The following is a 13,968-nucleotide window of genomic DNA, read 5'->3' as shown; positions in this document are numbered from 1 at the left end:
TCCAAAATCTTCGCTTACTTTAGTGGGGACATCTTATTGATTATTAATACTATTTTGCTGTCTATCAATTTAATATTATCAAAATGTTCATTAGTTACAGTAGTTTCAGAACTTTTTCGCATATTAAGATATAAATAATTTTCAAATACTAAAATCATAATGATAAAATTAGCTGTCATTATAACAGATACAATATTTTTAATATCTGATTCTATCTCTTTTGCTGTTTTTATAAACATTTTAGAACTTGTATTTGCATCTTCATATATTTCTATATTTCCTTTTAAGCTGTAAGAATGATCTGTATTTTTTACTAGAGATAAATTACTGCAGTCTTTTAGTTTATTATCAAGAATTGGCAATCCCAAAATTAGAGTTATTAATTCCTAACAATATTATTAAACTTGTTAAATTTATCATGATGACATAGTTAATCTAACAACGGCTATTATAAACTTGTTGACAGCTGTTATACTAGCCGTTATCAGTATTAAGAATGCTGGTAAATAATTCTTAATACAACCAAAGGTGAGTGGGTTCACGACCCGCTTCCTTTGGATATTATAAAATATATATATAAAGGAGTCAAGTATGTTAGGTACTATTACTTGGATAATACCCATAACTGCTTTATGCATAAGCATATTTAATTTAATAAGGGTTTTAATACTATGGAAAAAGAAATAAAAAAAGATAATATTGGCAGACCTTTTCGAGATAAAGAAAAAGGTAAAATGAATAGACATAATATAACTATGCATGATGATATATGGGAAAGTATAGTAGAAAAGGCTGCCGAACTTAATTTATCAGCTAGTCAGTATATAGCTATGATACATAAAGAATATATGAATAAGTAAAGCCACTGCGTGAGCCTTTGCGGCAGTAGAATTAGTGTTGCGATAATTTGTGTTATCGCAACTATTTCTATTTTAAAAAATAAATTAATCTATATTAAATCTTTAATTAAATATTACTTATTTTTTGTATAAAAAGTATTGACAAAATCATCAAGTATAATATAATTAATCCTAAAGAAATGAAGGAAGTAATTATGGAAGTCTTAACTTTCATAGCTACAATTATTAATATCCTCACACTTATCGTAATTGTGGTTAAGCTAATAAAAATTAAAAAATAATTTTTATTAGTTACGAAATGGAGCTAAGTTGCCCGACTTGGCTCCTGACTTCCATAGTTAATATTATATACATTATGAAGGAGTTGTCAAGATGTTAACAACTGTAAATGCAATATTATCTGTAGTATCATTATCACTTAATATAGTAGTATTAGTTCTTTTATTAAAAAGAGGTCATAATAATGGATAATAAAAAAAATAGCTGGGGTGGTGCTAGAGCAAATACAGGCGGAGCTCGTGAAGGTTCAGGCAGAAAAAGAATAACAGAAGATAGGCTTGACATTAAATTATATATGCGTGTTAGTGAAAAAGAACAGCTCCTAATAAAAGAAAAAGCAGAGCAGAATAATGTTAGTGTATCTCAGTACATTAGAGAGGCTGTATTAAAAGAATTAAATATATAATTTATTAATTATAGGTGTTGCGATAATAAAGGTTATCGTAACATACATAATAAAAAGGGATATATAATAGCTAAAGATATAAATAAACATCCTTTTGCTGAAAGTACAAAATTAAAATTAGATATATTATCTGATTTCTTTGATGATTGGTTTCCTGTTTTTTTAATGACACAAAGTGTAGATAATTTATATATTTTTGATTTTTTTGCTGGAAGTGGTACAGATTCGGATGGAGAATATGGATCACCTCTAATATTACTAAATGAAGCTAAAAAATTTTGTGAAAAGATATATAGAAAAGCTAATAATAAATCTATATCTTTTATTTTTAATGAAAAATCAAAAAATAAATTTGATGAATTGGAAGGTAATATAGACGATTTTATTACTAATTGTAGAAACCATCATTGCAATAAAGAATATTTTGATAAAGGATGTTTTTTTAATATAAAAAAAAATTAATAATGATTTTGAAAAAATATTTTTTACTAATAGAATGGATAACATACTTAATGATAATAAAAAAGCAAAATTTTTATTTTTAGATCAATATGGTATTAAACATATAAATGAGAAAGTATTTAAAACATTAATTAATAGTCCAAAAACAGATTTTATATTTTTTATATCATCTTCTATAGTTACCAGATTTAGTGATATTCCTGAAATAAAACAATATATAGATATTAATAACATAAAAATTGTAGAAGATGATTATGATAAAAGCCATTTAATTGTACTAGAATACTACAAAAATTTAATACCTAAAGATATGGAATATTATATTCATGGATTTTCTATAAAAAGAGGAGCTAATTATTATGGATTAATTTTTGGATCTTCACATAGTTTAGGAATGGAAAAATTTTTAGACGTTTGCTGGAAATATGATAAGTTTTCTGGTGAATCAAATCATAATATAAATAAAGATTCTACTTTTTTTGGAATAAGATCAAAGAATAAAGAAAATAAAATAGCCCAAAATATTTGGAAATTAGTATTAAATGGAGAGATCAAAACTAATAAGGAAGGTTTTAAATATACTATCCAAAATTGATGCAAACCATATTTATTTAGCGAGGTTATAAAAAATATGGAAAAAGATAAAAAAATAAAACTTATTCCAATTAATAGTTCTAAAATAGATCGATCACATACAAATATACATAAAGTTAATGAATATAAAATAGAGGTTTTATAATAAATGAGTACAAAAATAGAATGGACAGAAGATACATGGAATCCTGTTACAGGATGCACAAAAATAAGTGAAGGCTGTTTAAATTGCTATGCTGAAAAAATGGCTAATAGACTTTATAATATGGGGGTAGAAAATTATAAAAATAAATTTGAGGTTACTATACATGAACACATGATAAATGAACCTCAAAAAATTAAAAAACCAAAAATGATATTTGTTAATTCTATGAGTGATCTATTTCATGAAGATATACCAATAGATTTTATAAAAAGAATATTTAATACTATGAATAGATGTCCTCAGCATACTTTTCAAGTTTTAACTAAACGTTCAGAAAATATGCTAAAAATTATAGAACAAGTAACTTTAACAAAGAATATATGGTTAGGTGTTACAATAGAAAATAATAGAGTATTATATAGAATGAATGATTTATTAAAAGTAAAATCTCATGTTAAATTCATATCTTTTGAACCATTATTAGAAAATATAAATAATATAGATTTAACAGGAATAGATTGGGCAATAGTTGGAGGAGAATCAGGTCCTAATGCTAGACCAATTGAAGAAAATTGGATACTAAATATAAAAGAAGCATGTAAAAAATCTAAAACAGCATTCTTTTTTAAACAATGGGGTGGAGTTAATAAAAAGAAAAATGGTAGAATATTACAAGGCAGAACTTGGAATGCTATACCACATTACGCTTTATGAAATATTAATTCAATTTTATTTTAAATATTATATATTGAATTAATTTAAATTATGGCAATATATTATATTTTTAAGGATTTTTTATGTACGAAAGAGAAAAAGAAATTATAGATAACTATTTGAAAGAAGAAAATACAGATTATGCAATTATGGTTAGAGGTCAATGGGGTGTTGGAAAAACTTTCTTTATAAAAAATTATTTAATGAATAATGAACAATATTTATATAAATCAGTTTCAGGTATCAATAGTATAGAAGAGTTTATAAAAAAAATAAACATAGAATTATTTTTATTAATTAATAATAAAAATAAAATAAAAAAATTTATACTTAACACAGAATCAGATTCTATTTCAGATATTATTGATTTATTACCATATATAAATAAATCTAAGAATATATTAAAAAAGAAATTTATAAAAATACAAAATAATATATTAAATAAAAATAATAATTTAAAAAATACTTTACTTGTAATAGATGATTTAGAAAGATTATCAAATTCCACTAGTATAGAAGATTTATTACATAGAATACATACCCAATTTATTTCTAAAGGTGTAAAAGTTATATTCATTTCAAATGAAGAAATAATTAATAACAACAATAATAATAATGTCAATAATTATAATATTATAAAAGAAAAAACTATAGATATAACCACAAACTTTACTACTATAATAAATAATATTATTACTGAAAAAAATATAAATTTATTGAAGATAAAGCTCATATAAATGAACTAATTAATTTGTTTATTAATAGTAAACATCTAAATATAAGAACATTTTTGCAATATTTAGAACTATCAAATAAATTAAGTGATATTATTATTAATGAATTAGTAGAAAAACAAATGTGTGTATTATTGCTATTCATTTTAATTGAAATTAATAGTGGTAAAAAAAATAATTTAATAAAATGTATAAAAAAATATGAAATAAAAACATTTAATTTAGATATAGAAAATAATAAAGATTATGATTACTTCAACAACTATATTGATAACATATTTCATAGTTTAATGTATAGTGATACTATAAGTATAACAAATATAATTAATGATATAAGAAATTATATAATATCATTTTATTTAGAAGAATATAATATAAAAAAATTAGATAATTTTTATACTGAAACTACTAAAGAAAATTTAAAATTTAATGAATCTTATATATTTTTAAGTAAATTAGAAAATGAACAATTATACAATAATGAAGAAATAAAAGAATGTTTGGAAAAAATATCTGACATTATTAACGATTATAAAATCAATGGAAATAATAGTTCTATATGTAATGATAACATAATAAAAAATATAAAAATGACTTATGAAAACTATATTGAGAAATATGATGATAATTTATATAAAGATGAAAAAGAAAAAATTAAAAGCTTACTTGATGAATTAATGGAATTAGAGAAATATGATTTTTCAAATTTAGAATCAGATGAAATAATAAGCAAATATAATATGTATTTAGATCTAAAAAATAATACATATTATAGTATCTATAATGAAAAATTTAATAATAAATTTTATGAAGAAGCATTAAAAAAAGCATATATAAATACAAAAAATAAAATTTTAGATGAAATACTTATAGAATTAAAAAATAAAAATAAATCTTTATTATTTAATATGCAATACGATATGTATTATAAAAATATAAATATAAGTGAAATTATTGATGATAATTTTTTAAATAAATTAGAAATTTCTCCATTTAATATTTATTTTATTGCCTCTATATTGAATAATAAAAATATAAAATTAGAAAAATCTAAATATGATCTTATCAATGATTTTATTAATCAAATAACATTAGAAGATTATGATTATAATACCAACAAAAGTATAGATTATTTGAAAGAAATACTTTGCAGGATATATTCATAATAAATATTGCGATAACAGTAATTATCGCAACACTGTATCTAATTGATATAATCTAAAATAAGTTTTTTATATACTTACGTACACTCATATTATTTTCTTTAGCTAATCTTTTTAATAGCTTATATTCTTTATATGTGAATCTGCAAACTATTAATCTTTTTTTCATTATTCTACCTCCAAACTTTTTAAGTATATTCCTGTTATAGCTATACTGCTATGATTTAATGCCTGCCTAACAAGTTCTATGTCTTTAGTTTGTTTGTATAAAGTAACAGCAAAATAATGCCTTATATCATGTATAGAGTAAGCAGCTTTTATTTTGCCTTGTTCATATAAACGCTTTGAACTCCTATAAAAAATATCTCTTATCACTTCAGAACTTTTATTTTTAAAAGTACAATTGAAAGAAAGATTATTTTGTTTCGCTCTGCGGGCTTTAGCCAATAACTTAATAACTTTATCAGTAACTTTCCAGCTTATTTCCTTGCCTTTAGAATAAGAATAATATTTGAACGAACGTTCCCCTGTACGCCTGTGGAGTGCGGTTGTTTCTAATTTCTAAATTAGGTAAAGCACCAACACGCACACCACATTCCATTATAAATATTATGGCTAATTTTATAGGAGGATCTGATATATCTTTAATTATTAATTCAATTTCTTTTTTAGTTTGTACTTCTAAACGTTTCTTATTTTTAACAGGCAGACGAGTTTTTGTCCCTCGAAAAGGATTTTTCATAAATGGGTATCTTCTCTCTAAAAATGAAAAGAAAGAGGAACAGGAAAAAACTAATGCACGTATGCTTAAATTATGAATTGACTTCTGTTATAAAATCATCAGCTTCTCTCGCTTTAATAAATAAAATATTTTTATTATTCATTTCACAGCAGGGGCAGTATTCCTCTAATTTATTAAGTCCGTTTTTATATTGTCTTTTTGTGTGATTGCTTTTTGTTTTTGAACATTGCTTAAAAAAGTTTTCTTTCTCTGTTTCATAATCTATCTGTTTAATAACCTGCTCTTCCTTCATATAGTCAAGTATATTTAAGTAATTAGCTTATTTTACTAAAATAGCAGCCTGTTCTTTGCCGTAGGCACACCTTTGGTGAGTTATTATATTATTATTGCTTTGTGATATTAATTTATTATTTTTTTTAGAAACCATGTTTATACCTTAAAATATAGTAAAGACTTATTATTACGCTTTCAGCCTCACATATAAGCTCATCAATACTAAAGTATTGATGATGCTCGAGTCTATACTATATAAAAAGAATATAAACTTTTATAACTCCTAATTTAATTTTATTACTATATCACAAAGTAAAGCAGCAATATTTGATAAGAAGAAACAAAGTAAATAGAACGCCTTAGCAATATCATTTCTAGATGTTATGCTAATAAAAATACATACCATACTGAATATTCCAATTTATCATAATATTGTTTTCATTATTCTTATTAAGAGCTTCTGTGATTAAATTTATTTTTTGATCTTTTCTTAAGATTGTTTAAATTCCATAATTTCAAAAGGTATTGCCAACAGATATGTAGGATAATCTATTTTTACGTAAAGTGCTAAAAACTTTTCTAACTCTGCCATTATTATATACCATCTAATATTTTTTATAAATCAATTTTCGTACTAACATTAAAACGCCTCCGTGATTATATTTTTTATTCCTCCTTCTGCAGTGATAAAAATTATTATGGAAAATAACTGCCAGAATGATTTAAATAAATTTATACTGCATCTATTTTTGATATTTTTTAGCAGGAATGCTAATTGATGAAATAAACTCTGTTCTTTATATAAAAAAAGTCAAGCATAACTTTTTAGTTGTAATTATTTTAAATAATTTTGAAAATTGCTGTTTGTTAAAATCTAGTATTGGGAGAACATGTGCTAGATTTTTTATTATGTCGATTATTAAAGATTGTGAAACTTGTACCGCTTTCCATATTCTTTTGAAATTCATTAAAATATTTATTAATTTCATTTTAAAATAAGGCTAATATTCTATTTACAAAAACTAAATAGGTTATATAATATATAAAAAATACATATATTACGGATATGATATTGAAAAAAGTATTACTGCTATTTATATTAATTATATCATTGTCATCATGTGCTGCAAAAGTTCATTTAATAGAAGATTCTTTTTACGGAGAAAAATTTTATCAGACTGATTATATATCAATTAATTATTGGTCAGCGACTTTGAAATTTAGATTAAAAAATATAAGCAGCACTAATAAAATTATTTTAGAAGCCCAATATATAAGCGATGAGGCATTTAATATAGCAGAAAACAGTAAGATAGTATTGAAGTTTGATGACAGCACATTTGTGAATTTATATTATACATCTTTAATGCCAAAAACTGATGTTGAAGTGATATACGGAACATCTATATATTTTATGGATACTTCTTATGTGGACAGAAGCTACAGCATACAGGCAGAAAATGAAATAAAGAAACTTCCTCTCTTAACTGACATAAGAGTAGAAACTGCAGAAGGATTTAAAAATTTTACTGTAAAAGAAAAGTATGCAAATGAATTAATAAGACTTTATAATGAAATTTTAAGTTCTATAGGAAATGATAACATGTAAATGCCGTACAATTTATTATTATACGGCATTCTATATATTTATAAAAAATACCCATCCAATTTCGTTTCGCCTAATAAATGCTTTTCTATAGAAGCGGCAATAGATACAAATGAATCTTTTATACCTATATCCACATTACTTTTTAATTTTTTCCCGTATGCAAGTATAGGTATGTACTCCCTTGTATGATCGCTCCCTTTATATGTAGGATCGCATCCATGATCTGCTGTTATAATAAGCAAGTCATTATCATTCAAATTATCAATAATCTCTGGTATATACTTATCAAACTCTTCCAAAGCGTTTTTATATCCTATAGGATCTCTTCTATGTCCGTAAAGCATATCGAAATCAACAAGGTTGGTAAATATTAAACCTTCATCAACTTCTTTAATAGCTTTTATAGTTTTCTCTATACCATCAAGATTGTTTATATTAGTTTGTCTATTCTCTGTAATACCAACACCAGCAAATATATCGCTAGTTTTTCCTATCCCTATAACAGGAAGATTTTTATTTTTTATTCTATCAAGCATTGTTTCACCGCTTGGAGGAACAGAATAATCATGTCTTCTTTCTGTTCTCTTATAATTCCCTTTAGTACCTATATAAGGACGTGCTATAACTCTGGCTACTGGAGAGAATTCATTGCATATTTCAAGGGATTTTCTGCATATTTCATAAAGCTCATCTATTGGTATAATTTCCTCATGTGCTGCTATTTGAAGTACAGAATCAGCAGAAGTATACACTATAAGAGAACCGTTTTTAAATTGTTCATCCGCATAATCATCTATAACCTCTGTACCTGAATAAGGCTTATTGCATACAACTTTTCTTCCAGACATTTTTTCAATAGCTTTTATCGTAGTTTCTGGAAAGCCATTTGGATACGTATTAAAAGGCTTTTTAGATACAAGCCCTGCTATCTCCCAATGTCCAGTAGTTGTATCTTTAGCTTTTGATGTTTCCATGGCCTTACCATAATAACCTATAGCATTATTATTTTTAGAAACACCTTCTATATCTATTATATTTCCTAATCCTATTTTCTCCATATTAGGAAGAGATATTCCTTTATTAAATTCTGCCAAATGTCCTAAAGTATTAACACCCTCATCCCCAAATAATGCCGCATCAGGCAAAGCACCTACTCCGCAGCTGTCAGCAACTATTAAAACTGCTTTCTTTTTATTGTTCATCTTATATATCCTAATATTTTTTACTATAGTTATAATAACAATTCTAATTTAGAATAGAAAAATTAAATCTATTAATTAATATAGATAATAGGAATAACAAAACATACAAACAAAGAAAATAATAAATAAACATAAATAAATAATAAAGGCTTATTGCTGATAACAATATTTAACGTACTATTATCCAACCTATTTCTAAAAGAAATAACGGTATTAATAGAAATAAAAATTAAATGAATAAGAAAAATTATATTTAAAATAATCAATACCAATTTATTCGGAGTTATGCCGAAATTCGCTATTCTATATATTGAAACTGTTATTGTTAATAAAGCAAATATGGCAGCAAAAAGAGGAGTTATCAAATACATTGCTTTTATAAAAATATTTGACTTTTTATCCATTCTAGTAAACATTAAACTTGTAACAGTAAAAGCTAGAACCATATTATATATTATATAGACGGCTCTATTGTTATACGGACTTGACTCATAAATAAATATGAAAAACAGCATTATAAACATGGCAAATAGATTAAATACTAATAAAGCCCTTGAAACATATATTGATATAATTGATTTGGTTTTAGTATATATAATATATGATACAAATGGAATAAAGCCGTATATGAATATAAACATACATATAACAAATTTTGCTATCAAAAATCCAATTTCTGTTTCAGCTGAAAATAATGCCATTACAGAAAAACCTACAATAAATAAAGAGTAAAATAATATACTCAATACTGTACTGCTTGCCATATTAATTATTAAAAACCATAAAAAAGTATCTCCAAATACTGTAAAGAAATCTGCAATCTTATCAGTATTTGCAGCATTAAAAGAATTATATGAAAGCATTAAAATTACAAAAAATATAATATTAAAAAATATAAAACGGTTTAATAATACCTGAAAATCAGGAGTATTAGAAGGAGGCATATATACATAATTAAAAGAAATATTTGAAAAAACAGCTATAAGACTTATAAGCAGAAATGATAAAAAAGTCATAAGCACAACTCTCTTATCAAAATTATTTATATGAAACATCACTGAAAAACAAAATAAATAAAAACTAATAAATATATTAATATTTAAAAATATTGGAAATATATAGCTTGTGTCTATATTATTTAATGTAATTATATAAATACATATAGGAATAGTTGATATAACATTAATCAATAAATATTTTAATAGTTTTATATATTTATTCATTTTATCTGTTTTATTCATTGGAACTCTCTAAATAATTTAGCTAATAATATATATCAGAAACTAAAAAAATCAATTCCTAATAAATGCATAATAATTAATTGATAAAAATTTTATTTTGTATTAAACTTAAATAATCACTTTAGGAAGTCAATATTATGAACAAAGATATAGAAAACTGCTTTTTAAATTTCTCAAAACAAATTGAAAATGATGCTGTTCTAATAGCACTTGATTTTGATGCAGATGCAGAAATAAAAAATAAATTATATACAATAGACAATAACTATAGAATAATAAAAAATGATATAAACAATTCTTTATCAGGATATTTGTTCAGCAATAATTTTCTAATACATAATAATAATATATATATAGATAATGAAATAAATAAAAATATAGAATATATTAATAACTTAATAGAAAATGCATTCAAAAAAAATATATTGTATGGGATACCTTCATATTTTGCTGATGAAAACAAAAAAATTAATAAGGCATTATTTCTTGACAGAGATGGTGTACTAATGGAAGATGTAGGCTATATTGGAACAATAGATAGAATAAAAATAAAAAGAGAGTTTATAGATATAGTTAAATATGCAAATGATAGAGGATATATTACAATAGTTACAACCAATCAGGCTGGTGTATCCTATAATTATTACAGCAATGAAGATGTTAATAAAGTTCATCACTATATATACGAAGAGTATAAAAAACACGGTGCCATTATAAATGATTTTTATTATTGTCCGTATCATATAAAAGGAAATGTAAAACCTTACAATATATTATCGGTATTAAGAAAACCAGAAGCTGCTATGCATTTGCTTGCATCAAAAAAATATAATATAGATTTATTTAATTCCTTTATGATAGGCGATAGGGACAGCGATATTATAAAAATACCGTATCTTAGAACTATGCTGATAGAAACTGATATTTATGAAATAGAAAATAAAGAAAATATAGTAAATATAAATGATATATACAGCATACTTAAATAAAAATTTTCATTCTAATAAACACTTGGGCGGGTTTGCTGTTTCTAATTAGGCTATAAAAATAATGTAAATTAAAATTTTAAATCTCACAATGAAGAATAAAGGGTGGGGTATGTAAATAAATATTAATTTTGAAACAAGTCTATTGAAGTATTAAAAATATATAATATGAAATAGGGGCGGTTAATATTACACTGTCAAATATATCAAATACTCCTCCATGACCTGGAAATAGCTTGCTGGAATCTTTAGTGTCATACATTCTCTTTATAAGACTTTCTCCCATATCGCCAAGAAATCCAGTTACTGTGAATATCGAAGTTAATAATATTATTTGAGGCAGAGTGAAATTGGGTATATTTTTCCCAAGAAATAATGTTAAATATCCGTTAGAATATAGATAATAATATAGAAGTCCTATTGGTATTGTAAATATAAACATTCCAACTAATCCCTCATAGCTTTTATTTGGAGAAGCACTGTTGGAGAGTTTATGTTTTCCTATTTTTCTTCCTACAACATATCCTCCTGTATCACTTAGCCAAGCACATAATAAAATAAATACTATATAATATTTTCCGCTAGGCATGAAACGCATAAGGGATATATGCCATACTCCCAAACCAACATATATAAAACAAAATACAGCAGTTAATATAGCACGTCCTTTTTCTTCAAAAGTAGAAACATTAACTTTAAATATATTTATTATAAATAATACTGCTATTAAAGCAAAAACCATTACTAAAGATAAATCCATTGAAGGATGCTTTGTTTCTATTATCTTATATAATGCGGATAAATCACCTTTGAATATATTAAGACCGCATATAGTGATAACATATCCTAAAATCATTGCTATCATAGTTGCAACAACTGTTCTGAAGTTTTTTTGTCTGTGAACTTTTGCCATGTAGAATATTTCCAAAGCACTAAGAATGGATATAGATAATATAAGAAGATGGAATAAATATATAACTTTATCATAAAACATTATTACAGTAAATAAAGGCAATGTAATTGCTACAGATATTAGTCTTTTTTTCATAATAAAATTATAGACCCCCGTATCTTCTGTTTCTATTGGAATATTCATCTATAGCTTTTTTAAAATTATCTTTAGAGAAATCAGGCCATAATATGTTTGTAAAATATAATTCGCTATACGATGCCTGATACATAAGAAAATTGCTTAATCTGCTTTCCCCAGATGTTCTAATAATAAGATCAGGGTCTGGAATATCTTTTGTGTATAGATAATCTTTAATGAAATTTTCATCAATATTTTCTATTTTTATTTTATTATTTATGGCATCATAGCATATATTTTTTACAGCATTTTTTAGTTCATACCTAAAGCCATAATTTAAAGCTAATACTACAGTTAATATCGGATTTTTGCATTTTTCCAATGTTTCTTTTTCTGTTTCTTCTATTGTTTTTATAGTATCTTTTGGAAACGCTGAGATATCGCCTATATGCTTTACTAATATATTATTTGAAATAAGTCTTTTAATTTCTTTTTTGTAGAATTCTTTTAATAATTTAAACAGAGCTTTCTTTTCTTCTTCAGGTCTTTTCCAATTTTCTGTAGAGAATGCATATAGAGTTAAATACTTTATATTAATTTCGCAGCATGCTTCTACTATATTAATAACATTTTCACTTCCAGCCCTATGACCATAACTTCTGCTTTTATTATGAGCTTTAGCCCATCTTCCATTGCCATCCATGATTATAGCTACATGTTTAGGAATTCTAGCATCATCAGTAATCATATAGTATCTAATTCTTTTTCTTTTGAAGTAATTAATTCATCAATTTTTTTAATATAAGAATCAGTATCATTTTGTATTTTTTTCTCTTGGGATTTAGATTCATCTTCAGTGATAGTTTTATCTTTTAAATCTTTTTTTATTTTATCGTTTTCATCCCTTCTTATATTACGTATAGCAATTTTAGCTTCTTCACCTCTATGTCTTACTCCTTTTTTTAACTCTTCTCTTCTTTCTTTAGTAAGTTCAGGAACAACAATTCTAATATTCCCTCCGTCATTAAAAGGATTAAACCCTAAATCTGCTTTTAATATGGCTTTTTCTATGTCGCTAACTAAGCCTTTATCAAACGGCTGTATCATAATAGTTTTTGAATCTGGAGTAGAAACGTTTCCTACCTGTTTTAACGGCATATTGCTTCCATAGGCTTCTACTTTAACACCGTCCAATATTGAAGCATTAGCTCTGCCTGTTCTTATACCTTTTAAATCATTTTGCAAACTTGAAATAGCTTTTTCCATTCTATCTTTATACGATTCTTTTGACATAGATAAAACCTCTTTAATTCTAAATAGTATTTTCTTTGGTAGATTATAATTTAATATAATAGTATTGTCAAGTTAATTCTTTGCCTCATTATTTATCGAACTGGCATATATTGTATTTGAATATTAGTAATTTTTTGGTACAAATTAATTAACAGGATATAGCTTGTATTAATTCAAATATATGTTATAGTAATGTAAAATATTATATGGATATAAAAATGTTAACAAGACAAGA

The 13,968-nt window shown here is 24.5% G+C and carries 16 protein-coding genes and 1 pseudogene; 9 read left to right on the top strand and 8 right to left on the bottom strand.

Annotated elements, in window-relative coordinates:
- Positions 1 to 14: 14 nt before the first annotated feature.
- Positions 15 to 368 (bottom strand): hypothetical protein, encoded by a 354-nt coding sequence (locus tag Q0J69_RS08680; protein ID WP_297206300.1) that lies wholly within the window; start codon positions 366 to 368, stop codon positions 15 to 17.
- A 303-nt stretch (positions 369 to 671) separates the two neighbouring features.
- On the opposite strand from Q0J69_RS08680, the gene Q0J69_RS08675 reads away from it, so the two are divergent.
- From Q0J69_RS08675 to Q0J69_RS08645, 7 genes are all read left to right on the top strand, one after another.
- A complete protein-coding gene (locus Q0J69_RS08675) occupies positions 672 to 860 on the top strand; it encodes a hypothetical protein (RefSeq protein WP_297206299.1) in 189 nt (62 codons plus the stop codon).
- A 463-nt stretch (positions 861 to 1,323) separates the two neighbouring features.
- Positions 1,324 to 1,545, top strand: coding sequence for a DUF6290 family protein (locus tag Q0J69_RS08670; protein ID WP_297206297.1), 222 nt, complete (start codon positions 1,324 to 1,326; stop codon positions 1,543 to 1,545).
- A gap of 3 nt (positions 1,546 to 1,548) precedes the next feature.
- Positions 1,549 to 2,007, top strand: a complete 459-nt coding sequence (tcmP, locus tag Q0J69_RS08665) for a three-Cys-motif partner protein TcmP (RefSeq protein ID WP_366030507.1) — start codon at positions 1,549 to 1,551, stop codon at positions 2,005 to 2,007.
- A complete protein-coding gene (gene tcmP, locus Q0J69_RS08660; RefSeq protein ID WP_366030505.1) occupies positions 2,003 to 2,602 on the top strand; it encodes a three-Cys-motif partner protein TcmP in 600 nt (199 codons plus the stop codon). Before tcmP (Q0J69_RS08665) ends, tcmP (Q0J69_RS08660) begins: the two co-directional genes overlap by 5 nt.
- A gap of 147 nt (positions 2,603 to 2,749) precedes the next feature.
- Positions 2,750 to 3,460 (top strand): phage Gp37/Gp68 family protein, encoded by a 711-nt coding sequence (locus Q0J69_RS08655; protein ID WP_297206293.1) that lies wholly within the window; start codon positions 2,750 to 2,752, stop codon positions 3,458 to 3,460.
- Positions 3,461 to 3,543: 83 nt separating this feature from the next.
- On the top strand, positions 3,544 to 4,197 hold the full coding sequence (locus Q0J69_RS08650; protein ID WP_297206291.1) for a P-loop NTPase fold protein: 654 nt from the start codon (positions 3,544 to 3,546) through the stop codon (positions 4,195 to 4,197).
- A gap of 119 nt (positions 4,198 to 4,316) precedes the next feature.
- Positions 4,317 to 5,360, top strand: a complete 1,044-nt coding sequence (locus Q0J69_RS08645; RefSeq protein WP_297206288.1) for a hypothetical protein — start codon at positions 4,317 to 4,319, stop codon at positions 5,358 to 5,360.
- Positions 5,361 to 5,525: 165 nt separating this feature from the next.
- On the opposite strand, the pseudogene Q0J69_RS08640 reads toward Q0J69_RS08645, so the two are convergent.
- A pseudogene (locus tag Q0J69_RS08640) lies at positions 5,526 to 6,526 on the bottom strand (site-specific integrase).
- A 129-nt stretch (positions 6,527 to 6,655) separates the two neighbouring features.
- Positions 6,656 to 6,778, bottom strand: coding sequence for a group-specific protein (locus tag Q0J69_RS08635; RefSeq protein ID WP_297206286.1), 123 nt, complete (start codon positions 6,776 to 6,778; stop codon positions 6,656 to 6,658).
- Between the two features lie 660 nt (positions 6,779 to 7,438).
- On the opposite strand from Q0J69_RS08635, the gene Q0J69_RS08630 reads away from it, so the two are divergent.
- Complete coding sequence (locus Q0J69_RS08630) at positions 7,439 to 7,981, top strand: hypothetical protein (RefSeq protein WP_297206284.1); 543 nt, start codon at positions 7,439 to 7,441, stop codon at positions 7,979 to 7,981.
- Positions 7,982 to 8,019: 38 nt separating this feature from the next.
- Here the strand turns inward: Q0J69_RS08630 and Q0J69_RS08625 are convergent, their stop codons facing one another.
- Positions 8,020 to 9,183: a phosphopentomutase gene (locus Q0J69_RS08625; protein WP_297206281.1), complete on the bottom strand. Its 1,164-nt coding sequence runs from the start codon at positions 9,181 to 9,183 to the stop codon at positions 8,020 to 8,022.
- Positions 9,184 to 9,254: 71 nt separating this feature from the next.
- The gene (locus Q0J69_RS08620; RefSeq protein WP_297206278.1) at positions 9,255 to 10,424 is read right to left on the bottom strand and encodes a hypothetical protein; all 1,170 of its coding nucleotides are present in this window, start codon (positions 10,422 to 10,424) and stop codon (positions 9,255 to 9,257) included.
- A gap of 137 nt (positions 10,425 to 10,561) precedes the next feature.
- On the opposite strand from Q0J69_RS08620, the gene Q0J69_RS08615 reads away from it, so the two are divergent.
- A complete protein-coding gene (locus Q0J69_RS08615; RefSeq protein WP_297206275.1) occupies positions 10,562 to 11,413 on the top strand; it encodes an HAD-IIIA family hydrolase in 852 nt (283 codons plus the stop codon).
- 139 nt (positions 11,414 to 11,552) lie between these two features.
- Here the strand turns inward: Q0J69_RS08615 and Q0J69_RS08610 are convergent, their stop codons facing one another.
- Genes Q0J69_RS08610 through frr form a run of 3 tightly spaced genes read right to left on the bottom strand, consistent with a single transcriptional unit; the run spans position 11,553 to position 13,733 of the window.
- Positions 11,553 to 12,458 (bottom strand): phosphatidate cytidylyltransferase, encoded by a 906-nt coding sequence (locus tag Q0J69_RS08610; protein WP_297206273.1) that lies wholly within the window; start codon positions 12,456 to 12,458, stop codon positions 11,553 to 11,555.
- 7 nt (positions 12,459 to 12,465) lie between these two features.
- Entirely contained in the window at positions 12,466 to 13,188 is a 723-nt protein-coding gene (locus tag Q0J69_RS08605) for an isoprenyl transferase (protein ID WP_297206271.1), read from the bottom strand.
- Positions 13,185 to 13,733 carry a ribosome recycling factor gene (gene frr, locus Q0J69_RS08600; RefSeq protein ID WP_297206269.1) on the bottom strand — a complete coding sequence of 183 codons (549 nt, stop codon included), beginning with the start codon at positions 13,731 to 13,733 and terminating at the stop codon, positions 13,185 to 13,187. Before frr ends, Q0J69_RS08605 begins: the two co-directional genes overlap by 4 nt.
- Positions 13,734 to 13,968: the final 235 nt, after the last annotated feature.

The sequence above is a fragment of the uncultured Brachyspira sp. genome, assembly GCF_944388875.1.
Classification (GTDB): domain Bacteria; phylum Spirochaetota; class Brachyspiria; order Brachyspirales; family Brachyspiraceae; genus Brachyspira.
Note: the sequence above shows the minus strand (reverse complement) of the source record. Positions and strands in the feature narration are given on the sequence as shown.

What these genes read in the sequence shown, in the direction of transcription:
- Q0J69_RS08650 (WP_297206291.1), top strand. Translation starts at nt 3,544, where the DNA reads ATGTACGAAAGAGAAAAAGAAATTATAGATAACTATTTGAAAGAAGAA.
- Q0J69_RS08675 (WP_297206299.1), top strand. Translation starts at nt 672, where the DNA reads ATGGAAAAAGAAATAAAAAAAGATAATATTGGCAGACCTTTTCGAGAT.
- Q0J69_RS08620 (WP_297206278.1), bottom strand. Translation starts at nt 10,424, where the DNA reads ATGAATAAAACAGATAAAATGAATAAATATATAAAACTATTAAAATAT.
- Q0J69_RS08610 (WP_297206273.1), bottom strand. Translation starts at nt 12,458, where the DNA reads ATGAAAAAAAGACTAATATCTGTAGCAATTACATTGCCTTTATTTACT.
- Q0J69_RS08655 (WP_297206293.1), top strand. Translation starts at nt 2,750, where the DNA reads ATGAGTACAAAAATAGAATGGACAGAAGATACATGGAATCCTGTTACA.
- Q0J69_RS08645 (WP_297206288.1), top strand. Translation starts at nt 4,317, where the DNA reads ATGTGTGTATTATTGCTATTCATTTTAATTGAAATTAATAGTGGTAAA.
- Q0J69_RS08630 (WP_297206284.1), top strand. Translation starts at nt 7,439, where the DNA reads ATGATATTGAAAAAAGTATTACTGCTATTTATATTAATTATATCATTG.
- frr (WP_297206269.1), bottom strand. Translation starts at nt 13,733, where the DNA reads ATGTCAAAAGAATCGTATAAAGATAGAATGGAAAAAGCTATTTCAAGT.
- Q0J69_RS08635 (WP_297206286.1), bottom strand. Translation starts at nt 6,778, where the DNA reads ATGGTATGTATTTTTATTAGCATAACATCTAGAAATGATATTGCTAAG.
- Q0J69_RS08670 (WP_297206297.1), top strand. Translation starts at nt 1,324, where the DNA reads ATGGATAATAAAAAAAATAGCTGGGGTGGTGCTAGAGCAAATACAGGC.
- Q0J69_RS08625 (WP_297206281.1), bottom strand. Translation starts at nt 9,183, where the DNA reads ATGAACAATAAAAAGAAAGCAGTTTTAATAGTTGCTGACAGCTGCGGA.
- Q0J69_RS08615 (WP_297206275.1), top strand. Translation starts at nt 10,562, where the DNA reads ATGAACAAAGATATAGAAAACTGCTTTTTAAATTTCTCAAAACAAATT.
- Q0J69_RS08605 (WP_297206271.1), bottom strand. Translation starts at nt 13,188, where the DNA reads ATGATTACTGATGATGCTAGAATTCCTAAACATGTAGCTATAATCATG.